Annotated in this window: 22 protein-coding genes; 3 read left to right on the top strand and 19 right to left on the bottom strand. The window is 71.3% G+C overall.

From position 1 onward, the window contains the following. Positions 1-149: 149 nt before the first annotated feature. Entirely contained in the window at positions 150-806 is a 657-nt protein-coding gene (locus tag R4I43_RS05425) for a hypothetical protein (RefSeq protein WP_324264400.1), read from the bottom strand. Positions 807-1042: 236 nt separating this feature from the next. Here R4I43_RS05425 and R4I43_RS05420 point away from each other — a divergent pair, with 236 nt between their 5' ends. Next, positions 1043-1345: a zf-HC2 domain-containing protein gene (locus tag R4I43_RS05420; protein WP_324264399.1), complete on the top strand. Its 303-nt coding sequence runs from the start codon at positions 1043-1045 to the stop codon at positions 1343-1345. On the opposite strand, the gene smc is transcribed toward R4I43_RS05420, so the two are convergent. The 3 genes from smc to R4I43_RS05405 all read right to left on the bottom strand — a co-directional run bounded on the left by smc (position 1342) and on the right by R4I43_RS05405 (position 5947). After that, positions 1342-4986, bottom strand: coding sequence for a chromosome segregation protein SMC (smc, locus tag R4I43_RS05415; RefSeq protein WP_324264398.1), 3645 nt, complete (start codon positions 4984-4986; stop codon positions 1342-1344). The two genes, R4I43_RS05420 and smc, sit on opposite strands and share 4 nt — an antisense overlap. An 88-nt stretch (positions 4987-5074) precedes the next feature. After that, entirely contained in the window at positions 5075-5359 is a 285-nt protein-coding gene (locus tag R4I43_RS05410; RefSeq protein WP_407691199.1) for an acylphosphatase, read from the bottom strand. 30 nt (positions 5360-5389) lie between these two features. Continuing rightward, positions 5390-5947, bottom strand: coding sequence for a hypothetical protein (locus tag R4I43_RS05405; RefSeq protein ID WP_324264397.1), 558 nt, complete (start codon positions 5945-5947; stop codon positions 5390-5392). Between the two features lie 24 nt (positions 5948-5971). On the opposite strand from R4I43_RS05405, the gene R4I43_RS05400 reads away from it, so the two are divergent. Beyond that, entirely contained in the window at positions 5972-6160 is a 189-nt protein-coding gene (locus R4I43_RS05400) for a hypothetical protein (RefSeq protein WP_324264396.1), read from the top strand. Between the two features lies 1 nt (position 6161). Here R4I43_RS05400 and R4I43_RS05395 read toward each other — a convergent pair whose 3' ends face one another. The 11 genes from R4I43_RS05395 to kdpF all read right to left on the bottom strand — a co-directional run bounded on the left by R4I43_RS05395 (position 6162) and on the right by kdpF (position 17871). Further along, positions 6162-6776, bottom strand: a complete 615-nt coding sequence (locus R4I43_RS05395; RefSeq protein WP_324264395.1) for a nucleoside/nucleotide kinase family protein — start codon at positions 6774-6776, stop codon at positions 6162-6164. A gap of 60 nt (positions 6777-6836) precedes the next feature. Next, positions 6837-7682: an ESX secretion-associated protein EspG gene (locus R4I43_RS05390; RefSeq protein ID WP_324264394.1), complete on the bottom strand. Its 846-nt coding sequence runs from the start codon at positions 7680-7682 to the stop codon at positions 6837-6839. A gap of 2 nt (positions 7683-7684) precedes the next feature. Next, on the bottom strand, positions 7685-8992 hold the full coding sequence (locus R4I43_RS05385; RefSeq protein ID WP_324264393.1) for a hypothetical protein: 1308 nt from the start codon (positions 8990-8992) through the stop codon (positions 7685-7687). A gap of 9 nt (positions 8993-9001) precedes the next feature. Then, the gene (locus tag R4I43_RS05380) at positions 9002-9562 is read right to left on the bottom strand and encodes a DUF3558 domain-containing protein (RefSeq protein ID WP_324264640.1); all 561 of its coding nucleotides are present in this window, start codon (positions 9560-9562) and stop codon (positions 9002-9004) included. A 38-nt stretch (positions 9563-9600) separates the two neighbouring features. Continuing rightward, positions 9601-9972 carry a hypothetical protein gene (locus tag R4I43_RS05375; RefSeq protein WP_324264392.1) on the bottom strand — a complete coding sequence of 124 codons (372 nt, stop codon included), beginning with the start codon at positions 9970-9972 and terminating at the stop codon, positions 9601-9603. Positions 9973-10100: 128 nt separating this feature from the next. Then, complete coding sequence (locus R4I43_RS05370; protein WP_324264391.1) at positions 10101-10781, bottom strand: response regulator; 681 nt, start codon at positions 10779-10781, stop codon at positions 10101-10103. Continuing rightward, a complete protein-coding gene (locus R4I43_RS05365; RefSeq protein ID WP_324264390.1) occupies positions 10782-13319 on the bottom strand; it encodes a sensor histidine kinase KdpD in 2538 nt (845 codons plus the stop codon). A gap of 151 nt (positions 13320-13470) precedes the next feature. Beyond that, positions 13471-14067: a potassium-transporting ATPase subunit C gene (locus R4I43_RS05360; RefSeq protein ID WP_407691198.1), complete on the bottom strand. Its 597-nt coding sequence runs from the start codon at positions 14065-14067 to the stop codon at positions 13471-13473. Between the two features lie 14 nt (positions 14068-14081). Continuing rightward, positions 14082-16133 carry a potassium-transporting ATPase subunit KdpB gene (gene kdpB / locus R4I43_RS05355; RefSeq protein WP_324264388.1) on the bottom strand — a complete coding sequence of 684 codons (2052 nt, stop codon included), beginning with the start codon at positions 16131-16133 and terminating at the stop codon, positions 14082-14084. Continuing rightward, positions 16130-17776 carry a potassium-transporting ATPase subunit KdpA gene (kdpA, locus tag R4I43_RS05350; RefSeq protein WP_324264387.1) on the bottom strand — a complete coding sequence of 549 codons (1647 nt, stop codon included), beginning with the start codon at positions 17774-17776 and terminating at the stop codon, positions 16130-16132. The genes kdpB and kdpA overlap by 4 nt, the downstream gene beginning before the upstream one ends. Next, positions 17776-17871: a K(+)-transporting ATPase subunit F gene (kdpF, locus tag R4I43_RS05345; protein WP_324264386.1), complete on the bottom strand. Its 96-nt coding sequence runs from the start codon at positions 17869-17871 to the stop codon at positions 17776-17778. Before kdpF ends, kdpA begins: the two co-directional genes overlap by 1 nt. Positions 17872-18255: 384 nt before the next feature. Here kdpF and asnB point away from each other — a divergent pair, with 384 nt between their 5' ends. Beyond that, a complete protein-coding gene (gene asnB / locus R4I43_RS05340; RefSeq protein ID WP_324264385.1) occupies positions 18256-20082 on the top strand; it encodes an asparagine synthase (glutamine-hydrolyzing) in 1827 nt (608 codons plus the stop codon). Positions 20083-20142: 60 nt separating this feature from the next. Here asnB and R4I43_RS05335 read toward each other — a convergent pair whose 3' ends face one another. From R4I43_RS05335 to R4I43_RS05320, 4 genes are all read right to left on the bottom strand, one after another. Continuing rightward, positions 20143-21585, bottom strand: a complete 1443-nt coding sequence (locus R4I43_RS05335) for a sensor histidine kinase (RefSeq protein WP_324264384.1) — start codon at positions 21583-21585, stop codon at positions 20143-20145. Then, positions 21582-22301: a response regulator transcription factor gene (locus tag R4I43_RS05330; protein ID WP_324264383.1), complete on the bottom strand. Its 720-nt coding sequence runs from the start codon at positions 22299-22301 to the stop codon at positions 21582-21584. The genes R4I43_RS05335 and R4I43_RS05330 overlap by 4 nt, the downstream gene beginning before the upstream one ends. 120 nt (positions 22302-22421) lie before the next feature. Next, a complete protein-coding gene (locus tag R4I43_RS05325; RefSeq protein WP_324264382.1) occupies positions 22422-24521 on the bottom strand; it encodes an ArnT family glycosyltransferase in 2100 nt (699 codons plus the stop codon). Then, complete coding sequence (locus R4I43_RS05320; RefSeq protein WP_324264381.1) at positions 24518-25768, bottom strand: bifunctional glycosyltransferase family 2/GtrA family protein; 1251 nt, start codon at positions 25766-25768, stop codon at positions 24518-24520. Before R4I43_RS05320 ends, R4I43_RS05325 begins: the two co-directional genes overlap by 4 nt. Positions 25769-25798 lie beyond the last annotated feature (30 nt).

Here is a 25798-nt window from a genome sequence, read left to right as displayed (position 1 = left end):
AACACTCCCCGGATTACGGCGGTACTCCGCGCTCCAACCCCGATTACCGCCGTAATCAGGTACCGGAATACGGCGGTAATCGGGGTTGGACGTGACTACGGCCCCCGGTGATCGATTGGGTCACCGGGGGCCGTCGTCGTTCGGGTGCGTCAGAGGACCAGGGGGAGCAGCCCGGCGAGGAGGACCAGGACGAACACGGCGATGCTGACGCCGATGGTCAGCCCCATGCCCGGGGTTTCCTGCGGGGTGGGGCCGATCGCGCCGTCGATGAAGGCGATGGCGGGCGCCCGGTAGTAGACGTCGAGCTGCTGACCGGCGCCGACCGGGATCACCGCGGTCGCGTTGCCGACCTTCCACAGGTAGTTCACGTGCACCTGGATCTGGTGCTGGCCGGGCGGCAGGTCGATCGGGTTCTTGCCCCAGGTCAGCACCGGACCGGGCTGGCCGTTGATCGTCACCTGCGGCTTGAACAGCAGGAACGCCCAGCCGAGCCAGTGGAAGGAGCAGTCGATCAGCAGCCGTCCCATGCCGGGCGGAGGCGGCGGGAACTGCTGCGGCATCTGCTGCTGGGGAGGCATCTGCGGCTGGGGCCCGGACTGCGGGTAGCCGGGCGGCATGCCCTGCTGGGGGTAGCCCTGCGGCGGCGACTGCGCCGGAGGCTGCTGCGGGTAACCCTGCTGCGGATGGCCCGGGGGCATCGGCTGCTGCGGCATCGGGCCGGACGGCGGGCCGTAGCCGGGAGGCATCGGCGCGCCCTGCTGCGGATACGGCGACTGCCCTGGCGGCGGGCCGTACGGGTTCGTCATCAAGATCTCCTAGTGCCTGCCTCGGTCCCCGCACGCGGGGTGGTGCTCGCGGGAGCACGACGCCGACGCCTCGCCCGGTGAGAAGCCGGATCACGCACATCTTCGCGCATGCGTTCCCCCGCTCCCAAACCCCCGTCCGCAACACGTGCGCACAGCCTCTTCAGGACCAGCGGCCACGAGCCGATCAAGGAGCAATGGGGATGTTCGTCCGCACCAGGCGTGCAGGAGCGGGGACCATGCACGACACCGATCACCGGGAGTTCCAGAACCGGCTCAACGCCTACGCCGCCGGCGAGCTCGACGACGTCGACTGGCTGATGATGCGCACGCACCTGGCCGACTGCGGCGACTGCCAAGCCGACCTGCGCCGCCCGCAGCTGTGGAACCGAGCCGCGCCGCAACGCATCCTCGCTGATCACGACGTCCCGTCGCGGTCGTCGGCGCGGGAATCCGCACCTCGCTGGACCGTGATCCTCGGCATCGTCACGGTGGCGACCCTGGTCGCCTTCGGCATCGGCTACGCCCTGGGCGGGATCTAGTCCAGAACCGAGGCGACGTCGCCTTCCTCTGGTGCGCCTTCGGGTTCCGGCTCGTTCTTGTCGGCCTTGCCCTTGAGGCGCTGCGAGATGACCTGGGTGATGCCGTCACCGCGCATGGTCACGCCGTAGAGCGCGTCGGCGATCTCCATCGTCGGCTTCTGGTGCGTGATGATGATCAGCTGCGAGGTTTCGCGCAGCTGGTCCAGCAGCGTGATCAGGCGGCGCAGGTTCGTGTCGTCCAGCGCGGCCTCGACCTCGTCCATCACGTAGAACGGCGACGGGCGGGCGCGGAAGATCGCCACCAGCATCGCCACCGCGGTCAGCGACTTCTCCCCACCGGACAGCAGCGACAGCCGCTTGACCTTCTTGCCCGGCGGGCGTGCTTCGACCTCGACACCGGTGGTCAGCATGTCCTCGGGGTCGGTCAGCGTCAGCCGGCCCTCGCCCCCGGGGAACAGGACCTTGAAGACGACCTCGAACTCCTTGGCCACGTCCTGGAACGCCGAGCTGAAGACCTCCAGGATCTTCTCGTCGACCTCCTTGACCACGCTGAGCAGGTCGCGGCGGCTGTCCTTGAGGTCTTCGAGCTGGGTGGACAGGAACTTGTAGCGCTCCTCCAGCGCGGCGAACTCCTCCAGCGCCAGCGGGTTCACCTTGCCCAGCAGCGACAGGTCCTTCTCGGCGCGCTTGGCGCGGCGCTCCTGGGTGGCGCGGTCGTAGGGCACCGGTGGCGGGGCGCTGACCTCGTCGCCGCGCTCCTTGGCTGCCTCGTACTCGGCGACCTCGGCGGGGCTCGGCGGCACCGGAACCGTCGGGCCGTACTCGTCGACCAGGTCGTCCAGGCCGATCCCGAAGTCCTCGATGATCTTGGTCTCGAGCTGTTCGATGCGCAGCCGCTGCTCGGCCCGCACCACCTCGTCGCGGTGCACCGCGTCGGTCAGCTTCTCCAGCTCACCGGACAGCTCGCGGACCCGCGCGCGGATCACCCCGAGCGCCTGCTCGTGCTCGCTCTGCTTGGCCTGCGCGACGTCCCGCTCCTCGGTCGCCGCCTGCAGCGACACCGTGATCCGCTCCAGCGCGGTCTCGGCCCCGTCGACGACGGCCCGGGTGACGCGAGCGGCGCGCTCCCTGGCCTCGCGGGCGGCTTCGGCGCGGGCGCGGGCCTCGCGCTCGTGGCGGGCGGCGCGGCGCAGCTGGTCGGCGCGGCCCTGCACGGCGCGGGCGCGCTCCTCGGCGGTGCGCTGGGTCAGCCGGGCGTCCATCTCCTGCTGGCGCACGGCGGTGAGCTCGGTGGAGAGCCGATCCCGCTCGTCGGTGTCGGGTTCGGCGGCCTCCTCCTGCTCGTTCTTGACCGCGTCGAGCCGCTCCTCGAGCTCGGCGAGCTTGGCCAGCGACTGGTCGCGGGTCTGCTCGACCTTGACGCGCTGCTCGGAGATCCGCTCGACCTCGGAGGTCGCGTTGCGGGCCGCGCGCTGCAAGCTCGACAGCCGCTCGGTGCTGCGGGCTCGGGCGACCTTGGCCTCGTTGATCTGCTCCTGCGCGGCGCGGGCCTCGGCTCGCCGCGACTCCTCCTCGGCGCGCGCACCTTCCAGCGCGGCGGAGTGCTGCTCCAGGCGGCGCTCGGCGGCGGCGAGTTCGGCCTCGGCCTCGTCGACGGCGGCGCGGACCTCGATGACGCTCTGCTTGTCGTCGGAACCACCGGTGGCCCAGTGCGCGCCGAGCACGTCGCCGGCCGAGGTCACCGCCCGCACGCTCGGTTCGGCCTGCACGAGTTCCCGCGCGGCGTCGAGGGTTTCGACCACGGCGACCCGGTCCAGCGCGCTGAGCACCGCGCCCTCGATCTCATCGGGGGCGCTGACCAGGTCCACGGCCCAGCGGGCGGATCCAGGCAGCTGCGGCCAGGTCGAGCGGTCGACGTCGGCGTCCGATCCGATCACCACGCCGGAACGCCCCGCCTCGTCGGACTTGAGCAGGTCCAGCGCGGTCACCGCGTCGGTGACGCCGCGGACCACGACCGCATCGGCGACCGCGCCCAGCGCTGCGGCGAGCGCGGCCTCGGCACCGGTTTCGACGGTCAGCAGCGCGGCGACCGAACCCAGCAGACCGGGCACCCGGTCACCGGCGGCCAGCAGGGCACCGGCGCCGTCCTTGCGCTGCAGGCCCATCGACAGCGCCTCGACGCGGGCCTTCCAGGAGGCGATCTCGCGTTCGGCGGCGCGCTCCTGCTTGACCAGCTCCTCCACCCGGGCGCGGGCGGCGTCGCGGGCCTGCGCCGCGTTCTCGCGGCGTTCCTGCAGTCCGGCGTCGTCGGAGTCGTAGCCGCCGCTCTCCTCCTCGGCGTCGGCCAGCGCGCTGTTCGCCTCCTCCGCGCGAGCGGTGGCCTCCTCCAGGGATTCGGAGAGGCGCTCGATCTCGTCGGCGCTGTCGCTGACCTTCCCGCGCAGCGACTCGACCTGCCCGGACAGCCGGGCGGCCCCCTCGCGCCGGTCGGCGATGGCCCGCACCGCCGCCATGTGGGCCTGCTCGGCCTGTTTGAGCTGCGATTCCAGGTCGGAGCGGCGCTGCACCACGTCCTGCAGCGCTTCGCGCGCCTCCTCGACCTGCTCGCGGAGCTCGATCTCCTGCTCGGCGGCCTCCTCGGCCTCGGCGTCGAGCTGGTCGGGGTCGCGGCCGGGGCGGTGCTCCTCGGCCTGCTCGGTGAGGTGCCGGTGCCGCTCGGCGGCCAGCCGCAGCGTGCCGCGCAGGCGCTCTTCCAGCGCCGACAGCCGGTACCAGGTCTCCTGCGCCTTGTTCAGGCGCGGCGCGTCGGCGGCGACGGCCTCTTCGAGGGTCTTCTCCTCCGACTGGGCGAACTGCAGGGCCCGCTCGACCTCGGTGCGCTTGGCGCGCGCGGTCTCCTGGTCGGCCTCGTCGCGGGCCAGCTCCGCGCGGGCGGTGACCAGGTCGTCGGCGATCAACCGCAGCCGGGCGTCGCGCAGGTCAGCCTGCACGGTCTGCGCCTTGCGGGCGATCTCGGCCTGCTTGCCCAGCGGTTTGAGCTGCCGCCGCAGCTCGCTGGTGAGGTCGGTCAGACGCGTCAGGTTGGCCTGCATCGCGTCGAGCTTGCGGAGCGCCTTCTCCTTGCGCTTGCGGTGCTTGAGCACACCCGCGGCCTCTTCGATGAGGCGGCGGTTCTCGTCGGGCTTGGCCTGCAGGATCGACGCCAGCTGGCCCTGACCGACGATGACGTGCATCTCGCGGCCGATGCCGGAGTCCGACAGCAGTTCCTGCACGTCCATCAGCCGGCAGCTGTTGCCGTTGATCTCGTACTCGCTGGCGCCGTCGCGGAACATCCGGCGGGTGATGGAGACCTCGGTGTACTCGATCGGCAGCGCTCCGTCGGCGTTGTCGATGGTCAGCGTCACCTCGGCGCGGCCCAGCGGCGCGCGGCCCGCGGTGCCCGCGAAGATCACGTCCTCCATCTTGCCGCCGCGCAGGTCCTTGGCGCCCTGCTCGCCCATCACCCAGCGCAGCGCGTCGAGCACGTTGGACTTGCCGGAGCCGTTCGGGCCGACCACGCAGGTGATGCCGGGTTCGAAGCGCAGCGTGGTGGCCGAAGCGAAGGACTTGAACCCCTTCAGCGTCAGGCTCTTGAGATGCACGGCTGCCGTCGACCTTCCCGTCGGTTACGCGACCACGTCCGGGAGACTCTACCGTCGATCGAGGCCGACTCGACGCAGAACCGCTGGTTCAGCGCTCGACGAAGCCCGTGAAGCCGCCCTTGGGTTCCATCCACAGCTCGGCGACGTGGTCCACCCGTCCGGGCGTCGCTCCGGAGCGCAGCGCTTCCAGCAGCTTCTCGCAGTCCTCGCGCGGTCCCTCGGCGACGACCTCGACGCGACTCGCCGGGAGGTTGGTGGCGCTGCCGACCAGCCCCAGCTCCAGCGCGCGAGAGCGCGTCCACCAGCGAAAACCCACGCCCTGCACCTGTCCGTGCACGCGCGCGATCAGTCGTGCCCGATCCGAATCCGTCACGGCCCCGATGATGCCGCGCACGCACCGAGGTCACATCACCGGCGGTTGATCGGGTCGAATCCGGCCCCCGGTATGATCCGCCAGATCCCGGCACGAGCCGGGGCCGACGGGGGACTGGGACAAACCGACACGAGTTGGGGCACCGATGGACCCGTTAGACGAGGAAGACCCGGACGCCCGACCGAAGCGCCTGGTGATGCTCGCCGCGTCCGGCATCGCCGTTGCCACGGTCTTCGCCACCACCGCCGCGATCGTCGCCGGCTCCCACCGGCAGGAATCCGCCGGACCGGACATCACGCTGCGCCCCACCACCTCGCGCACCAGCGCCACGTCGTACACGACGGCGCCGCCGATGCCGCCGGGCCCGCCGATCACCGGCACCACCAGCTCGGAAACCTCCACCAGCAGCAGCGAGAAGACGTCGGCCAGGCGCACTTCGACCTCGACGACCGAGGCACCACCGCCGCCTCCGCCCACCACCACGACGACGCCGCGTCCGACGCCGACCCGGCCCTCGCCGACGCGGCCGCCGACGCCGACCACCACGACCGAGCCGAGCCCGACCCAGCCGACGCCCTCGCACGGCACCAGCTCGACCCAGACCTCCGACTGATGTTGCTGGCAGTGCACGCGTGCCGGTCGCTGTGCTCGTGGCACCGGACTCCCAAGGAGCTCAACGGACTTCCGCTGCTGGCCTGCCGCGGTTGCGGCTCGCAGTGGATCCGCAGCGAGGCCTGGACGCCGATCGACCACACCGGCCGCATCCCCGACGACGTCCGCGCGGAGCTCCGCGAGCGCTGATTCAGCTCGGGTCGCCGTTGACCACGAGGTCCGCGCGGGCGCGCGTCGCGGCGACGATCTCGGCGTTGCGCTCGTCGCTGCGGTGGACCCATTCCGCGGCTTCCTCGGGCGTCCGCCCGTAGCGGACGTGCCGGTCGATGAGCCGCTGCACCCGGGCCTCGTCGTCGGGGGCGAGGAACCAGCACTCGTCGAGCAGGCCGCGCACCGCCGACCAGGGCGGGGTGTCGAGCAGCAGGTAGTTGCCCTCGGTGATGACCAGGGGGACGTCGGGTTCCACGGCGATCTCGGCGGCGAAGGACTCCTCGATCTCGCGGTGGAAGCTCGGCGCGAACACCGTCTCGGAGCCCTCGCGGATCCGCCGCAGCAGGGCGACGTACCCGGCGGCGTCGAAGGTGTCCGGCGCGCCCTTGCGGTCGGCGCGGCCCAACCGCCGCAACTGCGCGTTGGCCAGGTGGAACCCGTCCATCGGCACCAGCACGGCGGAGTCGCCGACCTCGCGCAGCACCCGCTCGGCCACGGTCCCCTTGCCCGCCCCGGGCGCCCCGGCGATCCCCAGGACCCGCCGCTGCCCGTCCGCCACGAGCCGCTCCGCCCGCGAGATCAACTCCGAGTACACGGACCCACCCTAGTTTCCGCGGCCGCCGACACCGCGCTCGCGGCCGGAGGTGACGCGATTTCAGTGGAAACCGGAACCCCGATTTCCACTGAAATCGCGGGCCGAGGCGTCGTCCCAGACCTCGGCGAGGAGTTCTCGGGCGTACTCGGCGAGGCGACCGCTGTCGGCCGGGGCGATGGTGCTCCAGGCCCGCCCATCACCGCTGCGGCGGACGACGTGCAGGTAGCGACCGCTGTCGGTGTCGTGGAAGGCCACGACGCGGCCGGCGCGGTCGGGCTTGCCGCGCCCCGGGTTGCCCTCCGCGCCGAACTGGCCGCGAATCCCCATGTTGTGGGCCATGTTCGCGACATCGGCGGCGTCGTCGTGACCGATGCCCAGGATCCGCAGCTCGTCGGTGAACGCCAGCGGGTTGCCGGTGCCTGCGATCTCGGAGGCCTTGCGCAGCACCTCGTTGGGCAGGCTGACCGCGCGGCCCGGACCGGGCGGCACGTCGCCGGCGACCGACACCGCAGCCTCGGCCAGCGAACCGCCCCGGATCGGGGACATCTCGACCACGTCGCCGTCCACGACGGTCAGCAGCCCCTCACCCCCGTTCGCGCAGGCCAGCGCGCGGATCGAGCGGTCGGCCCAGATGCGGACGTCGATGCTGCGCTGCGGCCGGTCCAGCAGGCCGAGCAGGTCGGCGAACTCGACCTCGACGCGATCCCGCTTGGTCTCGGCGAGCCGCTTGTGCCGCAACGACTCCCACGCCTGCGCGACGAGTTCCGCCCGCTCGGTGCAGGTGGTTCCGGGGCTGGGCACGTCGAGGACGATGTGCCGTCGTTCGTCAAGCCCTGCCGCTTCGCAGACCACGTCGAATTCCAGGGCGGACAGGTAGATCGGCTCTGCTTCGGCTCCGGGGCGCAACGTCAGTCCTGCTTCTCCGGCTCGTCGTCATCGGCGTCGTCCCCGGCCTCGTCGGCCGGTTCGGCCTTCGGCTCGACGTGCCCCAGCACGGCGGGCGCGACCAGCCGGTCGTCGTCGAACGGGGTTTCCTCGGCGCCGTACTTGTTGTCGTGCTCGGAGTCCTCGCCGGGCTTCTCGCCGCGCGTGGCCGCCGGGGACATCACCGATCCCGGGGCCGGCCGGCTGCCGGGAGTGCTGCCCGCGGCCTTGCCGGCGACGGTGTCGCCCGGGCCGCCGCCGATGGTCCCGCCGCGCGGTGTCGCGGGCGCTTTCGGCTCACCCGCGCCCGGGACGACCTTGGGGCCAGCCGCGGTCGCCGGGGTCCGGCCGCCGACGAACCTGCTCGCCGTGTACGCGCCGATCCCAGCCACGGCCGCACCACCAGCGGCGATGCCGAGAACGGTGCCGGTGCTGATCCCGTCGCCGGTGCTCGTCCCGGCCTGCGGGTCCGGTTCGGTGCCGAACTCGGCGGCGTGCTCGTCCTCGCCCTGCTCGGGCGGCCGCTGCTCGCCGGGACGATCGCCCGGCCGCTGACCGGCAGGCGGTTGCCCCGCAGGAGGTTTCGGCGCACCGGGCCGATCCCCGCCGACCTGACCGCCACCGACGCTGCCCCCGACGACGGCGCCGGGGACATCACCCGACGAACCGCCCGGGGCGGACCCGAACGACCCGATCCCGGCCGGCGGCACCGAACCCGACGACGCGGCGGGCGCCACCGCTGCGGCCGGCATCGTCGGCAGCGGCTGGTAGGCCTGGGCCTGCTCGACCGAGGTGTCGCGGTAGTTCGACAGCGCCGCCTGCGCGGCCTGCTTCTGCGCCTCGATCTGCTTGGCTTCCTGGTCGTAGTCGCTCTCGTAGCCGAAACCGCCGCCGGCCCACTCGAAGACGTTCTCCGACTGCTCGTGCCGCAGCTCGTCGGCGTTCGGCAGTCTGTGCCGCGCCGACTCGTACCCACCGGCCTGCGCGTCCACGCTGCTCGCGGACACGGCGAGCGGATCCGGCGCGTCACCGAAGGCCACGGCCTGCTGCCGGGTCGCCTCGGCGGCGAGGCTGCCCGCGCTGCCCTCCCACTCGACCTGCAGCTTGGCGAGCTCGCGGCGCAGCGTGTCGTCGAGGTCGACGACGACCTGCACGCACTTGTCCAGCGCGCGCACGGCTCCCTGCATCGCCTGGGTGCCCTGGCCCTGCTTGATCTGGGCGATCCACTCCTGCAGCTCGGGGATGTCCATCCCCTTGAAGCGGATGTCGCGGATCGGGTCGATGTAGGTCACGCCAGCCCCCTAGCTCCGAGCCTGCAACGTGCTGACGGCGGAATGCGCCGCTGTCTGGGCCTTCTCGCACATCTGGTCGGCGTTCATGGCGTTCGGGGTCTGCAGCTGCATGTTGACCCAGACCGTCTGGCCTTCCGCCACGTCGACGAACGCATCGCAACCGAGGCTTTCGCCACCGTTGATCTGGCTCTGCACAGCGCCAAAACCGTTGAGCTCGTACGTCTGCCGCGTCCCGGGACTGGAATTGATCTTCTGCAGGAACATGTCGATGGCCTCGGGGATGATCCGCACGCCGATAGCGAACCGCGCCGCACCGGTGTCGCCGAGGTAACCGCACCCGTTGTAGTTGCTGCCGTCCTTGGGCAACGGCTCGCCCGCACCGACCTGCAACGATGTCAACTGCTCAGCACTCATCCAGGTGCACACGTCGGCATCCTGCTTGCCCGCGACCGCGATGTCCTTCGGCCGCTGCGGGAGGTTCAGCGATTCGAGCTCGGGCGCGGGTGGCGCCGGGTCGGGACCGTTCACCGTGCAACCGGCCAACGCGATCACAGCCGCAGCGGAGGTCACCGCTGCCAACCGGCCACCGAAACGCACCGGGGTTCCCCTCACCTCATGCTCCGCTTCGACTGGAACGAAGCGCTGATCTCTTCGTCGGTGTACCCGTACTGCTTGGCCGCCTCGCCCAGCTGCTCACCGAGCGCGATCACGTTGTCCACGTACTGCTGCAGGCGCTGGAAGTGCGAGTCGGGGTTCCCCAGCAGGTTCGCCGTCCAGACCGCTGCGGCGCGCTGGGAGATCTCATCGCTGGCAGGCGGGCTGACCGCCAGGCTCGGGGCGAGATCGTTCAGCCGCTCGCTCGCGTCCTCGGCCGCGGCGAGGATGGTCTTGCGGACATCGAGGACGTTGTCCTTGTTGACCGTGATGGTCTGCGCGGGTGCTCCCGAGTCCGGCGCGGGAGGCGGCGGTGGTGTCGTCATCGCGGAAACCCCCAGGTCGCGGCGGCATCTGATCACCGGGTCGGAACCGACATTAGCAGCGCCGCAACGCGCCCAGCACCAAGTTGCGCGAACTTCCCGCCCCTATTCGCGAACCCGCATGGGACGCATCAGGGCTCCAGCCGGTACCCCATTCCCGGTTCGGTCAGCAGGTGCCGGGGGCGGCTCGGGTCGAGTTCGAGCTTGCGGCGGAGCTGGGCGAGGTAGACCCGCAGGTAGTGGGTCTCGTTGGCGTACTGGGGACCCCAGACCTCGTGCAGCAGCTGCTTCTGCCCGACGAGGCGGCCCCGGTTGCGCGCCAGCAGTTCGAGCATCCCCCACTCGGTCGGCGTGAGGTGGATCTCGATGCCGTCGCGGAGGACCTTCTTCGCCGAGAGGTCGACGGTGAAGGTCGCCGTCTCGACCACCGGCTGGTCGGCGTCGCCGGTGGTGCTGGCGCGGCGGACCGCGGCCCGCAGGCGCGCCAGGAGCTCGTCCATGCCGAAGGGCTTGGTGACGTAGTCGTCGGCACCGGCGTCGAGGGCGTGCACCTTGTCGGAGGAGTCGGTGCGCGCCGAGAGCACGATGATGGGAACCGTCGTCCAGCCGCGCAGCCCGGCGATCACCTCGCTGCCGTCCATGTCCGGCAGCCCCAGGTCCAGCACGACCACGTCGGGTTTGCCGTCGCCCGCCGCGCGCAGGGCCGACTTCCCGTCGACCGCTGTGAGCACTTCGTGACCGCGGGCGGACAGGTTGATGCGCAGCGCGCGCAGCAGCTGCGGTTCGTCGTCGACGACCAGCACCTTCGTCATCTACTCCCCCTTCCGATCCGCCGCGGGCAGCGAGATCACGATCGTCAGCCCGCCCCCTGGAGTGTCCTCCGCGCGGATGGTTCCCCTCATCGCGTCCACGAATCCTTGCGCGACGCTGAGGCCGAGCCCGACGCCCGCGGTGCCGGCATCACCCCGCTCACCGTGCTCGCCGAGGCGCTCGAAGGGCGCGAACGCGCTCTCGTCGGCACCGGCGGGAAGGCCCGGCCCGTGGTCGACGACGCGCAGTTCGACCCGGGCGGCGTGGGCGCTGGCGCCGACCCGGACGCGGCCCTCATCGGATCGGCCGTACTTCAGCGCGTTCTGCACGACGTTGGCCACCACGCGCTCCAGCAGGCCGGGGTCGGCCACGACGCGCGGCAGCCGTTCGGAGATGTCGACGTCGACGTGGCGCCTGCCGTCCAGACCGGACAGCGCGCGGGCGACGACCTCGTCGCAGCCGACGGGGTGCAGCCGGGGTGCGACGGCCCCGGTCGCCAGGCGCGAGGAGTCCAGCAGGTTGTCGACCAGCTCGGTGAGCCGGTCGGCGGATTCCTCCACTCCAGCAAGGAGTTCGGCGGTGTCGTCGGACGACAGCTGCAGGTCGGGGGCGCGCAGGCTGCTCACCGACGCCTTGATGGAGGCCAGCGGCGTCCGCAGGTCGTGGCCGACGGCCGACAGCAGGGCGGTGCGCAGGTGGGTCGCGTCGGCTCGGCGCTGGGCTTCCCGGGCGTCGTCGGCCATCCGCTGCTGCCGCAGCGCCAGCAGCGCCTGCCCGGCGGCGCCTTCCAGGACCACGCGGTCGGCGGCGGGCAGGGGCCGTTCGCCCGCGCGGCGCAGTGACAGGTGGGCGTCCTTGGTCACCTCGATGTCCACATCGGACTCGTCGGGGCGCCGGCACGGGTCGCTGCCGGTGCTGGCCGCGACCCGCCAGCCGTCGTCGGTGCGTTCCAGCAACGCCACCGAGGTGAGGGCGAAGTTCTCCGCGACCTTCTCCAGCAACCGCGCCAGCGGGTCGGGATGGGTCAGCACCGTGCGGGCGTAGGACGCGAGCAAGGCCGCTTCCGTGCCGGCGCGCGCCGCCTGCTCGGCGAGCCGGGCGGCGCGGTCGACGGTGAACGCCACCAGCACCCCGACCAGCATCATCGCCACCAGCGTGACCACGTTCTCCGGATCGGCGACCAGCAGCGTGTAGCGGGGTTCGGTGAGGAAGAAGTTCAGCAGCCCGCCCGCCAGCAACGCGGCCACGATCGCCGGGGCCATCCCGCCCACCAGCGCGACCACGATCGTCGCCAGGAAGTAGCCGACGACGTCGGTGGACAGCGACACGTCCGCCCACGTCGTGGCCAGCACCGTGATCAGCACCGGCAGCACGATCGCGAGCACCCAGCCCCACGCCTGGCGGGTCGACGACAGCGGGTTGCGGGCGAGGTTCTTCATCAGCCGCCTGGTGCCGGCCTCGTCGTGGGTGACCATGTGCACGTCGATCGGGCCGGACTTCTGCACCGTGGTGGAACCGATCCCCTCGTCGAACACCCGCGCCCAGCGCGATCGGCGAGAAGTTCCCAGCACCAGCTGGGTGGCGTCGGCGGCGCGGGCGAACTCCAGCAGCGCTTCCGGGACGTCGTCGCCCACGACGGTGTGGAAGCTGGCGCCGACCGCCTCGGCGACCTTGCGCGCCTTGGCCAGCGCGCGAGGGGACGTCCCGGCCAGCCCGTCTCCGCGCAGGACGTGCACGACCTGCAGTTCCGCTCCGGCTCGGGCGGCGATCCGGCGCGCCCGGCGGATCAGGGTCTCGCTCTCGGGACCACCGGTCACCGCCACGACCACGCGTTCCCGGGTCTCCCAGGTGGCGGTGATCTGCTCCTCCGCCCGGTACCGGCGCAGCGCCACGTCGACCTGGTCGGCCAGCCACAGCAGGGCCAGTTCGCGCAGCGCCGTGAGGTTGCCGGTGCGGAAGTAGTTGCCCAGCGCGGCGTCGACCCGCTCGGCGGGGTAGACGTTGCCGTGGGCCATGCGGCGGCGCAGCGCCTGCGGGGTGATGTCGACCAGCTCGATCTGCCCTGCGCGGCGGACGACCTCGTCGGGGACGGTTTCCCGCTGCCGGACGCCGGTGATGGTCTCCACCACGTCGTTGAGGCTGTCCAGGTGCTGGACGTTGACCGTGGAGAGCACGGTGATGCCGGCGTCGAGGAGTTCCTCCACGTCCTGCCAGCGCTTCTCGTTGCGGCTGCCGGGCGCGTTGGTGTGCGCGAGCTCGTCGACGACGGCGACCCCGGGTTCGCGCGCGAGCAGCCCGTCCACGTCGAGCTCGGTCAGCGCGACGCCGCGGTGGGACACCTCGGCCCTCGGCAGCACCTCCAGCCCGTCGAGCAGGGCCGCGGTCTTGGCGCGACCGTGGTCCTCCACGAACCCGACGACCACGTCGGTGCCTCGCCCGGCCCTGCGGTGCGCCTCGCCGAGCATCGCGTAGGTCTTGCCGACCCCTGGCGCCGCTCCGAGGTATATCCGCAGCTCACCGCGTTTTCGCCCCTGCTCCACGCCGTCCAGTCTCCTACTGCTCGCTGTTATTAGCCGCGATCACCATCGGCTGTCATTCCCCTCGCGCCCGGGTCGGGCGGTTCCAGTTGAAACCCTCGAGGCCCCGAATCACCTGGTGAGGATCCTGCCACGCCCTCGGCGCGGGGAAGTTTCACCGGAAACGGGCGTCGTGGACGGCGACGTTGAGGGTGGTGACGTTGACCGTCCTCGGCGCCAGGAGGCCTCCTCGCTCGCAGTCGGCGACGAGCCGGTGGACCTCCGCGAGGGGCAGTCCCGTCACCTTCGCCACGCGGGGCGCTTGCAAGCGGGCGTAGTCCGGGCTGATGTGCGGGTCGACGCCGCTGGCGGAGGCGGTGACCGCATCCGCCGGGACCGCGTCGGGGGCGACCCCCTCGCGGGCGGCGATGGCGGTGCGGCGCTCCTGGACAGCCGCGAGGAGGTCGTCGTTGAAGCCGCCGCGGTTGGAGCCACCGGAGGTGGCGGGGTCGCCGGGACCGAGGGAACCTTCCGCCGACGCCGACGGGCGCGTGTGGAAGAAAGGATCCCGTGCCGCGTCGGCGGCCACCGGGTCGATCCCGATGAGCGACGACCCGACCACCCGGCCGTCGACCACGACCTGCGATCCCTCGGCGTGGGCCGCGAGCCCCGGCACCCGGCTGATCCCCCAGACCGCCATCGGATAGCCGATGCCGAGCAGGACCGTGGCGACCAGCAGCAGCCGGAGACCGGCCAGCGCCTGACGCACCATCGCGTTCACTCCCCTCACTCGATCCCGGGCACGAATCGGATCACCAGGTCGATCAGCCAGATCCCGGCGAACGGCGTCACCACACCGCCCAGCCCGTAGACCAGCAGGTTCCGCCGCAGCAGCACCGCCGCGGTGGACGGCCGGTAGCGGACGCCGCGCAGCGCGAGCGGGATCAGCGCGACGATGATCAGCGCGTTGAACACCACCGCCGACAGCACCGCCGAGGCCGGGCTGGCCAGCCTCATCACGTTGAGCGCGTCCAGCTGCGGGTGGATGGCCACGAACAGCGCGGGCAGGATCGCGAAGTACTTGGCGAGGTCGTTGGCGACGCTGAAGGTCGTCAACGCGCCGCGGGTGATCAGCAGCTGCTTGCCGATCTCGACGATCTCGATCAGCTTCGTCGGATCCGAGTCGAGGTCGACCATGTTGCCGGCCTCCTTGGCGGCGGCCGTGCCCGTGTTCATCGCGACCCCGACGTCGGCCTGGGCCAGCGCGGGGGCGTCGTTGGTGCCGTCCCCGGTCATGGCCACCATCCGCCCACCGGCCTGCTCTGCCTTGATCAAGGCCATCTTGTCCTCGGGCTTGGCGTCGGCGAGGAAGTCGTCCACGCCGGCTTCGGCCGCGATGGCCTCGGCGGTGAGCTCGTTGTCGCCGGTGATCATCACGGTGCGGATGCCCATCGCGCGCAGCTCGGCGAAACGCTCCCGCATCCCGGGCTTGACCACATCGGACAGCCGGATCACGCCCACCACCCGGTCGTCCTCGGCGACGACCAGCGGCGTCGCGCCCGCGGCGGCGATCTCCTCGGCGCAGCGCACGACCTGATCGGGAAGTTCCCCCGCCCACTCGCGGACCGCGCTGATGGCTCCCTTGCGGATCCGGCGGCCGTCGAGGTCGATTCCGCTCATCCTGGTCTGCGCGGTGAAGGGAACCTTCCGCGCGTGCACCTCGGCACCGACGGGCCCTTCGGGGAGTCCGAACTCCTCGGCGCAGAAGGCCACGACGCTGCAGCCTTCGGGCGTGGGGTCGGCGAGGCTCGACAGGCGGGCGACCTCCGCCAGTTCCCGCGCGGGCACGCCGTCGACGGGGACGAGTTCGGTGCACCGCCGGTTGCCGAAGGTGATGGTCCCGGTCTTGTCGAGCAGCAGGGTGTCCACGTCACCGGCGGCCTCGACGGCACGACCGGACTTGGCGAGGACGTTGCGCTGCACCAGCCGGTCCATTCCCGCGATGCCGATCGCCGAGAGCAGCGCGCCGATCGTGGTCGGGATCAGGCACACCAGCAGCGCGGTCAAGGTGGTGACCTCGATCAGCGATCCGGAGTAGGCCGCCATCGGCTGCAGGGAGACCACGACGAGCAGGAAGATGATCGTCAAGGTCGACAGCAGGATGGTCAGCGCGATCTCGTTCGGCGTCTTCTGCCGCCGCGCGCCTTCGACGAGCGCGATCATCCGGTCCACGAAGGTCTCGCCCGGTGCGGCGGTGATCCGCACGACGATCCGGTCCGAGAGCACGGTGGTGCCCGCGGTGACGGCCGACCTGTCGCCGCCGGATTCGCGGATGACGGGGGCGGATTCACCGGTGATGGCGGATTCGTCGACGGTCGCGATGCCCTCGACCACGTCGCCGTCGCCTGGGATGATCTCGCCCGCCTCGATCACGACGTGGTCGCCGATCGCCAGCGCGGTGCCGGGAACCTCGCGCTCACCAACGTCGACGAGCTTGCGGGCGACGGCCTCGATCCTGGTGCGCCGCAACGATTCCGCCTGCGCGCGACCGCGTCCCTCGGCGACGGCCTCGGCGAGGTTGGCGAACAGGACCGTGAACCACAGCCAGGTGGCGACCGCGATGGCGAACGCGTCGGGTGAGAAGGCGGCCAGCGCGGTGGTGAGCACCGAACCGACCCACACCACGAACATCACGGGGTTGCGCAGCTGGTGTCGCGGGTCGAGCTTGCGCAGCGCTTCGGGAACCGCGGTCAGCAGCTGGCGCGGGCGGAACAGCCCTGCGGCGGTTCGCCTTGGCGCAGCGGGGGTTTCGACCGCGGGTTCGAGCGTCGTGGTCATGCGAGCGCCTCCGCGATCGGGCCGAGTGCCAGTGCGGGCAGGAAGGTCAGCGCCGCGACGATCACGACGGTGCCGCCGAGCAGCCCGGCGAACAGCGGCCCGGTGGTCGGCAAGGTCCCGGCCGTGGCGGGCACGCGCCGCTGCTGCGCGACGGAGCTGGCGAGCATCAGCACCGCCAGGATCGGCACGAACCGTCCCAGCAGCATCGCGATGCTCAGCGCGACCTGGAAGAACGGGCTGGTGGCGGTGAGTCCGGCGAAGGCGCTGCCGTTGTTGTTGCCCGCCGAGGCGAACGCGTAGAGCACCTCCGAGAGGCCGTGCGCACCGGTGTTGTTCAGGGCGTCGCGGGTGGCGGGAAGCGCCATCGCGATCCCGGATCCCAGCAGCACCACCGTCGGCATCGCCAGCACCGACAGGGCGGCGGCCGTCACCTCGCGCCGACCCAGCTTCTTGCCCAGGTATTCCGGCGTGCGCCCGACCATGAGCCCGGCGAGGAACACGGCGATCACGGCCAGCACGAGGATTCCGTAGAGCCCGGCACCGACGCCGCCGGGAGCGACCTCGCCGACGAGCATGTTGAGCAGCAGGGCCCCGCCACCGAGGCCGGTGAAGCTGTCGTGCATCGCGTTGACCGCGCCGGTGGAGGTCCCGGTGGTGCTCACCGCCCACAGCGCGGAGGCCTCGATGCCGAAGCGCGCTTCCTTGCCCTCCATCGCGGCTCCCGCGGCCAGCGCCGCCGGACCGTTGGGGTGCGTTTCGGCCCACCACGTCACGGCCAGCATCACCGCCCACAGGGTTCCCATCACCGACAGCAGGACGCGGCCCTGCCGGCGGTCACCGATCATGGTGCCGAAGGTGCGGGTCAGCGAGACCGGGATGACCAGCAGCAGGAAGATCTCCAGCAGGTTCGACGCGCCGCCGGGGTTGGACAGCGGGTGCGCGGAGTTGGCGTTGAGCACACCGCCGCCGTTGGTGCCCAGCTCCTTGATGGCCTCCTGGCTGGCGATCGGCGCGGTGGCGATGGTGCGCGCCTGCCCGTCGAGGCCGGTCACCTCGATGCCGGGCGCGAAGCTCATCGCCACCCCCAGCCCGACCAGCGCGATCGCGGCCGCGGTCGCGATGGGAAGCAGGATCCGGGTGCAGCCGCGGGTGATGTCGACGAAGACGTTGCCGATCCGGTCGCCGCCGTCGCCCGCGAAACCGCGCACGAGGGTGACCGCGACGGCCATGCCGACCGCTGCGGACAGGAAGTTCTGCACGGTCAGCCCGGCCATCTGGACGCCGTGCCCGAGGACCTCTTCGGGCACGTAGGACTGCCAGTTGGTGTTGGTGACGAAGCTGACCGCGGTGTTGAAGGCCATCGACGGCGGCACCGAGCCGCGCCCGAGGCTCAGCGGCAGCAGCGGTTGCAGCCGCTGCATCGCGTACAGCAGCGCGATCGAGACCAGCGAGAAGCCGAGCACGCCGGCCGCGTAGCCGGTCCAGCGCTGGCGCGCGGAGGAGTCCACTCCGATCAGGCGGTAGACGATCTTCTCGACGCGCCAGTCGGTTTCGCTGGTGTAGGCGCGAGCCATGTAATCCCCGAGGGGTTTGTGCACGACCGCGAGGACGGCCACGAGCAGGCCTGCTTGCAGCAGTCCCATCAGAACCTCTCCGGGCGGACCAGCGCGACGAGCAGGTACCCGATCAGCAGCAGCGCCAGGGCCCCACCTATGGCGTTGGCGAGCAGGGCGCTCACAACCGCTCCAATCCGCGCAGCATCAGCGCCAGCACCAGGAATCCGCCGACCAGCAGCGCCGCGAAGGCGAGATCGACCACGACCGGTCACTCCTCTCGATTTCTCGTCCTGGTGCCAGCCAAGCTCTCGGCGAGCTGCGCGGTCGAGGCCCATGACGAGTCCTTGACGCGGTGGCGGGCGGCCTTGACGCGTTCTTGACGCCGCCGTTTTCCTCCCGGTTTCGAGGAATCTGAACGATTTGTGGGTGGGTGACTTCACTCCGTTAGTTGGTTTCATCGATGCAACAATCTCGTTACTGTCGCTAACAAGTCGGTGCGTGGGAAATCTTGCTGCACGGCGCCCGAAAACAGCACGGAACAAACGAGATTGGGGATACATCCGGAAATGTGCGGAATCTCCGGCTGGATCGACTTCCAGCGCGACCTGACCGAGCACCGCTCCACAGTCGACGCCATGTGCGACACCATGACCTGCCGTGGCCCGGACGCGGGTGACACCTGGGTCAGCAGGCACGCCGCGCTCGGACACCGGCGACTCGCCATCATCGACCTGCCCGGAGGCGCGCAGCCGATGGAGGCCGAGAGCGGCCAGGTCGCCATCGTCTACAGCGGCGAGGCCTACAACTTCACCGAGCTGCGCGACGAACTCCGCCGCCGCGGCCACCGGTTCGACACCGACAGCGACACCGAGGTCGTGCTGCACGGCTACCTCGAGTGGGGCGCCCAGGTCGCCGAGCACCTCAACGGCATGTTCGCCTTCGCCGTCTGGGATTCCCGCGAGGACAAGCTGCTGCTCGTCCGCGACCGGATGGGCATCAAGCCGCTGTACTACTACCCCACCGAGCACGGCGTGCTCTTCGGCTCCGAACCCAAGGCGATCCTGGCCAACCCGCTGGCCGAGAAGGTCGTCGACGCCGACGGCGTGCGCGAGCTGTTCGGCATGGTCAAGACCCCCGGCCAGGCCGTGTGGGCCGGCATGCGCGAGGTCGAGCCGGGCACGATCGTCACCCTCGACCGCAAGGGCCTGCGCGAGCAGACCTACTGGAAGCTGCAGGCCACCGAGCACACCGACGACCAGCAGGCCTCCGTGGCGCACGTGCGCGAGCTGCTCGACGACATCGTGCAGCGCCAGCTGGTCTCCGACGTGCCGCGCTGCGTGCTGCTCTCCGGCGGCCTCGACTCCAGCGCCATCACCGCCCTCTCCGGGCTGCACCTGGCCTCCAGCGGCGAGCAGGTGCGCAGCTTCGCGGTCGACTTCCTCGGTCAGACCGAGAACTTCGTCCCCGACCCGATGCGCGCCACACCGGACGGCCCCTACGTGCGCGACGTCGCCGAGCACGTCGGCTCGCAGCACCAGGACATCGTCCTGGACCCCGACACCCTCGCCGACCCGGAGGTGCGCCGCGCGGCCGTGCAGGCGCGCGACTTCCCGATGGGCCTGGGCGACATGGACCAGTCGCTGTACCTGCTGTTCAAGGCGATCCGGCAGCACTCCACGGTGGCGCTGTCCGGTGAGTCCGCCGACGAGGTCTTCGGCGGCTACAAGTGGTTCCACGACCCGGACGTGCGCGCGGCCGACACCTTCCCGTGGCTGGCCGCGGTGCAGAGCCAAGGCGGCGGCTTCGACATGCTCGACCCCGAGGTCACCGCGGCGCTGGACATGCCGTCGTTCATCGCCGACGGCTACCGCACCGCGCTGGGCGAGGTCCCCACCCTCGACGGGGAGAGCGACCTGGAGCGCCGGATGCGGGAGATCTGCTACCTGCACCTGACCCGCTTCGTGCGGATCCTGCTCGACCGCAAGGACCGGATGAGCATGGCGGTCGGCCTCGAGGTGCGGGTGCCCTTCTGCGACCACCGCCTGGTCGAGTACGTCTTCAACACCCCGTGGTCGCTGAAGACCTTCGACGGCCGCGAGAAGAGCCTGCTGCGCCACGCCACCGCCGACACCCTGCCCAAGTCGGTGGTCGAGCGGGTCAAGAGCCCGTACCCGTCCACCCAGGACCCGAAGTACGCGGCGGTGCTGCAGCGCCAGGTCCGCGACCTGGTCAAGGCCGACAGCCCGGCGCTGTCGCTGCTGAACAAGACCTGGCTGGACCAGGCCGTCGAGCAGGACCCGTCCGCCATCGACACGGCCGCTCGCTACACCTTCGAACGCGCCCTCGACCTGGCGGTCTGGTTCGACATCCACAACCCGACCATCAAGATCTGAACCGCTGGAGCCCGAAGGGGGAGCTGTCGGCTCGCACGACGGCTCCCCCTTCGGGCGCGGTCAGCCGACCGGCAGGAGCAGCCGGAAGGTGCTGCCGCCGGTGGGGTTGGCGTGCAGTTCGAGCCGGCCGTTGTGGGCCTGGGCCAGCGCGGCCGTGATCGCCAGCCCGAGCCCGGTGCCGCCGGCGGCGCGGGTGCGGCCGTCGTCGACCCGGTAGAAGCGGTCGAAGATCCTCGCCGCGTGCTCGGCGGGAATCCCCGGACCGCTGTCGGTGACCGAGACCGCGACCATCCTCGTCCCGGGACCGGGGTCGGCCCCCGCCGCCGCGAGGGCCTGATCACTCGCGGCGGCGTGACCGGCCTCCACCGTGATCGGCGAGCCCGCCGGGGTGTGCACCAGGGCGTTGTTGACCAGGTTGGTCAGCACCTGGCGCAGCCGCGCGCCGTCACCGAGGACCCGCAGGTCATCAGGGCTGTTCAAGGTGATCTCGCGCTCCGGGTCCCGCGCCCGGGCGTCCTGCGCGACGTCCCGGACCAGCGGCACGAGGTCCAGGTCGACCAGGTCGACGGTGCGCTCCCGGTCGAGCCGGGCCAGCAGCAGCATGTCCTCGACCAGGCCGCCCATCCGCACCGACTCCGACTCGATCCGGCGCATCATCATCCGCACGTCCTCCGGCCGGTGGTCCTCGCTGCGACGGTAGAGCTCGGCGAACCCGCGGATCGAGGTCAGCGGCGTGCGCAGCTCGTGCGAGGCGTCGGCGACGAACCGGCGCAACCGGTCCTCGGATCGCTCCCGCTGCTGCAGCGCGTCGGTGAGCCGGCCCAGCATCGTGTTCAGCGCCTCGCCGAGCCTGCCGGTCTCGGTGCTCGGGTCCTGATCCGGCACCCGGCGGTCCAGCTGACCTGCGGCGATGGCATCGGCGGTGTCCTCGATGCGCGCCAGCGGGCGCAGGCTGAGCCGGACCGTCCCCGCCGCGGCGATCGCCAGCACCAGCAGCACCGCACCGCCCACGACCAGTTCGATGATCACCAGCTGCTGCACGGTCGCCTGCGCGTTGCCCAGCGACAGCGCCAGCACCGCGGTCCGACCGTCCGGGAGCCCCACCCGCCGCACCCGCCAGTCGCTGCCGCCCGCCTTGTCCGGCACAGTGCCGACCAGCGGGCCGCGCTCGGGATCCAGCACCGCCGGGCCGCCGGTTTCACCGTCCGGGGCGCCGATCGTGCCCCCGACCTGAGCACCGGCCCGGTCGAAGATCAGCACCCGGAACTCGGTCGGCAGCTCGCCCCGGTCAGGGCCGCCGGGCGGCCTGCGCGCCGGGTCCGGCGGCGGCATGCGCCCTTCCTCCCAGGGCAGCGACATCTCCGAGAGGCGGTCGTCGGTGCGCTCCACCAGCGACCGGTGGAGCAGCGCAACGCTGGTGAAACCCATCAGCAGCAGGCCCACAACCAGCGCTCCCACCAGCACCAGCACCAGCCGCCCGCGCAGCGTGCGGAAGACCTTCATCGGTTCTCCGGAGGGAGCCGCAGCACGTAGCCGACGCCGCGGATGGTGTGGATCAGCGGCGGCGAGACGGAGTCGACCTTGCGCCGCAGGTAGCTGATGTAGGACTCGACGATCCGGGAATCACCGCCGAACTCGTAGTTCCACACCCGGTCCAGGATCTGCACCTTGCTGACCACCTTCTCGGCGTTGATCAGCAGGTAGCGCAGCAGCTTGAACTCGGTCGGCGACAGGCTCACCAGCTGCCCGGCGCGGCGGACCTCGTAGGTGTCCTCGTCGAGCTCCAGGTCCTGGTAGCGCAACGTGGCCCCGTCGTCGTCCTGCTCGGGGCGGACCCGCCGCAGGATCGCGCGCAGCCGCAGCACCACCTCGTCCAGGCTGAACGGTTTGGTGACGTAGTCGTCCCCGCCGGCGGTCAGGCCCGCGATGCGATCCTCCACCGCGTCGCGCGCGGTCAGGAACAGCACCGGCACGGTGTTGCCACCGCTGCGCAGCTCGGTGGCGACGGAGAACCCGTCGCGATCCGGCAGCATCACGTCCAGTACGACGATGTCCGGGCGGAACTCGGCCGCAGCGCGCAACGCCTCCGCACCGGTCGCGGCGCCGCGCACCTCGAACCCGCTGAGGCGCAGCGCCGCGGCCAGCAGTTCCAGGATGTTCGGCTCGTCGTCGACGACGAGCACCCGCGCTCCGCTGCTCTCCACCACGTCCTCCAGCATCACCGACGTCCCTGGGAAAACCCTGGAAGCCCGCTGAAAGCCAGCCCCGGTGTCGTCCCTCACCCGGCGGGACCCGGATTACCGCCGTAATCCGTCAACGGAATACGGCGGTAATCCGGGTCACCGGCAGGCGTAGAGCTGCTGGGAGGAGTCGGTCGAGCCGCCGTAGGTGGCGGGATCGACGAGGGTGCAGTTCTGCTTCACCCAGTTCTCCCGGTCGGTGGCCGCCTGACCACCTGGCCCGCCGCCGGGCATCTGCGCACCGGAACCGCCCCGCGTCCCGTCCTGGCCCTGGCCGTTCTGGCCCTCGTGGGAGCGCATCATGCCGCCCGGGCCGCCGCCCAGCAGGACGAAGCCGAGTTGGCCGTTGTTCTTCCACTCGGTGAGCTGGGCGACCGACGGCGCGTCATCGGATCCCATGAAGCCGCCCATGCCGACCACGGTCAGATCCGTGTTGATGATGTAGCTCGACGCGCCGTTCGCGCCGCCCTCCACCGCCAGCGGGATCCGCTTGCCACCCGCGTTTGCCCGCACGTAGTCGACGAGCTTCTGCTGGTCGGCGCTCAGCGAGGCACCACCAGGACCACCCATCCCGCCACGGCGGCCGCCGTCACCCGACATCCCGGGAGGCATCTGCCCGCTCATCCCGGGAGGCATCTGGCCGTTCGTGCCCGGCATCCGGCCGTCGCGCGGTCCGCCACCGGGACCGCCCATCGACGTCTGCGGTCCGGCCATCGGGTTGGCGCCGCCCATCATCCCGGTACCGCCGGAGACGGCCCCGATCGCCGACCACGCGGTGGGCACGGTGAGCATCGCCGCCAGCGCCAGCGCGAACCCGGTCTTGGCCAGCCCTGCGCGGCCGCGACGGCCGACCAGCAGCACCACCAGCGCGAGCACGCCCAGCCCCACGGCCAGGTAACCGGTCCACGGGTGCCAGCTCAGGTCCCTCGCCACCACGGCCATCGCCCAAGCCACGGTGATCGCGACCCCCACCGGCAGCAGCAACCAGGCCCGCCCGCCCGGCTGCCGGTACCACTGCCAGAACCGGACCAGCCCGGCACCGACGACCGCGCCGATCGCGGGCGCCAGCATCGTCGTGTAGTAGGGGTGCATGGTGCCCTGGGCGAAGCTGAACATCACGCCGATGACGACCAGCCAGCCGCCCCACAACACCCAGCCGGCGGTCGTCCCGCGCTGGAGCGAACCTCCCGAGCGCCAGTGCCGGACACCCAGCACCAGCACCGTGACCAGCACCAGCGCGCTCAGCGGGAGCAACCAGCTGATCTGCCCGGCCAGCTGCTCGTTGAACATCCGCAGCGCACCGGCCGTTCCGGAGAACCCGCCGCCGCCACCGGGGCCTCCCCCGCCGGGACCACCGCCCCCGTTGCCCGCGCTGTTGCCGAGGATCCGGCCGAAGCCGTTGTAGCCGAAAATCAGGTCCCACGCCGAACCGTCGGTGCTACCACCGATGTAGGGCTTGGGCGAAGGCCACAACTCGGTCGCCACCACCCACCAGAACGAGCTCACCAGCAGCACCGCGGCCGCCACGACGAGGTCGAGGGCCTTGCGCCCCCAGCCGTTGTGGCTGCCCACCAGGTAGGCGGCGACGAACGCGGGCAGCACCATCCAGGCCTGCAGCATCTTCGTCATGAACCCGCAGCCGACCAGGAACGCGGCCAGCGCGATCCAGCCCGTCGAGCGGCGGTCGAAGATCGCCCGCGTCATCGCCCACGCGGCGGCCACCACCAGCAGCACCAGCAGGGTGTCCGGGTTGTTGTCGCGGTTGATCAGCACGGTGATCGGGCTCAGCGCCAGCACCAGCGAGGCGATCAGGGCCGCGTTCTCACCGGCCCACCGCCGCACCGTCCGGTGCAGCAGGAACACCGCCGCCACACCGCACACGACCTGCGGGAACAGCACCGCGAACTGGTCGAACCCGAAGATCTTCACCGACAGCACCTGCAACCACAGGGCCATCGGCGGCTTGTCGACGGTCACCACTCCGGCGGCGTCGAACGAGCCGAAGAAGAACGCCTCGAAGTTCGAGGCCATCGACTTCACGGCCGCCGAGTAGTAGCCGTTGCCCCAGGAACTCCCGATGCCCCAGAGGTAGAGCACGGCCGCGAGCGCGCACGTCCCGGCCAGCGCGAGCCGATGCCACACCGGCGGCGATCCGCCGTCGGACGTTCGCTGCGGCACGGCCTCTTCGACTGCGATCACGAGGTTTCCCCTTCCTCGGCCGGGGCCGCGAAGACCCACGAGCGGAGCAGCACGAACCGCAGCGCGGTACCGACCACAGAGGACAGAACCAGCACCAGGACTTCCAGCCAGCGCGACGGATTCGCCGCGCAGGCGTGCAACCCGAGCAGCGCGCCGGAGGTCACGACGTAGTACAGCGCGAACACGATCAGCCCCTGGGCGTGCACCCGCCCGGACGAGCCGCGCTGCTGCAGGAACGTGTAGCGCCGGTTGGCCTCGGTGTTCCACAGCGTGGTGGCGGTCAGCGCCACCAGGTTCGCCAGCAGCGGAGGCCACCAGCCGCGCAGCACGGCGTAGAGCACCGAGGTGAGCACTGTGGACACCAGGCCGATCGCGCCGAACGAGACCAATTGCCACAGCAGCCCGTTCTCCCGCTGGGCCAGCACCGCCTGCGGGTGCGCGGCGCGCGGCTCGGGGCGTTGCGGGAGTCCCGGAACCCGCGCGGCCCCGGTGATCTTCGCGCGCGCGACCCGCACCAGCCCCGCGATGTCGTCGGTGGCGGTGCGCACCACGTTCACCCGCGTGTCGACGTCCTCGACCCAGTCCACCGGCACCTCGTGCACCCGCAGGCCGTTGTGCTCGGCCAGCAGCAGCAGTTCGGTGTCGAAGAACCACGAGTCGTCGCGCACCTGGCGCAGCAGCGGGCGGACGACCTCGGTGCGCGCCGCCTTGAACCCGCACTGGGCGTCGGTGAACCGCGCCCCGTGGCTCCACCTGACCATCTTGTTGTAGCCGCGGGAGATCATCTCCCGCTTCCCGCCGCGGACGGTCCGCGCGCCGGGTGCCAGCCGGGAACCGACGGCCAGGTCGGAGTGCCCGTTGACCAGCGGCGCGACCAGCGGCAACAGGGCGTCCAGCCCCGTCGACAGGTCGACGTCCATGTACACCACGACGTCGGCGTCGCTGTAGCCCCACGCGGTGCGCAACGCCAGGCCGCGCCCCTTGCGGTCCAGGTGCAGCACCCGCACGTTGGGCATCTCCCGGGCCAGCCCGTGCGCCACGTCCAGCGTCGAGTCCGTGCTGGCGTTGTCGACGACGGTGATCGACCACGAGAAGGGGAACCCTTCGCCCAGGTGCCTGCTCAGCACTTCCAGGCAGCCGGGAAGGGAACGTTCCTCGTTGTAGACCGGGATCACCACGTCGACCGTCGCGGTCCGGTTCGGCGCGCGCTGCGCTTCCTCGGCGCCGAGCTGCGGCACGGCACTCATCTCCCACCACCTCTCATCCGGTTCCGCATC

This window comes from Saccharopolyspora mangrovi, assembly GCF_035320975.1.
Lineage (GTDB): Bacteria > Actinomycetota > Actinomycetes > Mycobacteriales > Pseudonocardiaceae > Saccharopolyspora > Saccharopolyspora mangrovi.
The sequence above is the reverse complement of the archived record's forward strand: the minus strand, read 5'-3'. Positions and strand labels throughout refer to the sequence as shown.

Excerpts from the sequence above, each read along its gene's own strand:
- R4I43_RS05425 (WP_324264400.1), bottom strand. The coding sequence starts at position 806 with ATGACGAACCCGTACGGCCCGCCGCCAGGGCAGTCGCCGTATCCGCAG.
- R4I43_RS05420 (WP_324264399.1), top strand. The coding sequence starts at position 1,043 with ATGCACGACACCGATCACCGGGAGTTCCAGAACCGGCTCAACGCCTAC.
- R4I43_RS05400 (WP_324264396.1), top strand. The coding sequence starts at position 5,972 with ATGTTGCTGGCAGTGCACGCGTGCCGGTCGCTGTGCTCGTGGCACCGG.
- R4I43_RS05375 (WP_324264392.1), bottom strand. The coding sequence starts at position 9,972 with ATGACGACACCACCGCCGCCTCCCGCGCCGGACTCGGGAGCACCCGCG.
- R4I43_RS05370 (WP_324264391.1), bottom strand. The coding sequence starts at position 10,781 with ATGACGAAGGTGCTGGTCGTCGACGACGAACCGCAGCTGCTGCGCGCG.
- R4I43_RS05360 (WP_407691198.1), bottom strand. The coding sequence starts at position 14,067 with ATGGTGCGTCAGGCGCTGGCCGGTCTCCGGCTGCTGCTGGTCGCCACG.
- kdpB (WP_324264388.1), bottom strand. The coding sequence starts at position 16,133 with ATGACCACGACGCTCGAACCCGCGGTCGAAACCCCCGCTGCGCCAAGG.
- kdpA (WP_324264387.1), bottom strand. The coding sequence starts at position 17,776 with ATGGGACTGCTGCAAGCAGGCCTGCTCGTGGCCGTCCTCGCGGTCGTG.
- asnB (WP_324264385.1), top strand. The coding sequence starts at position 18,256 with ATGTGCGGAATCTCCGGCTGGATCGACTTCCAGCGCGACCTGACCGAG.
- R4I43_RS05335 (WP_324264384.1), bottom strand. The coding sequence starts at position 21,585 with ATGAAGGTCTTCCGCACGCTGCGCGGGCGGCTGGTGCTGGTGCTGGTG.
- R4I43_RS05330 (WP_324264383.1), bottom strand. The coding sequence starts at position 22,301 with ATGCTGGAGGACGTGGTGGAGAGCAGCGGAGCGCGGGTGCTCGTCGTC.
- R4I43_RS05320 (WP_324264381.1), bottom strand. The coding sequence starts at position 25,768 with ATGAGTGCCGTGCCGCAGCTCGGCGCCGAGGAAGCGCAGCGCGCGCCG.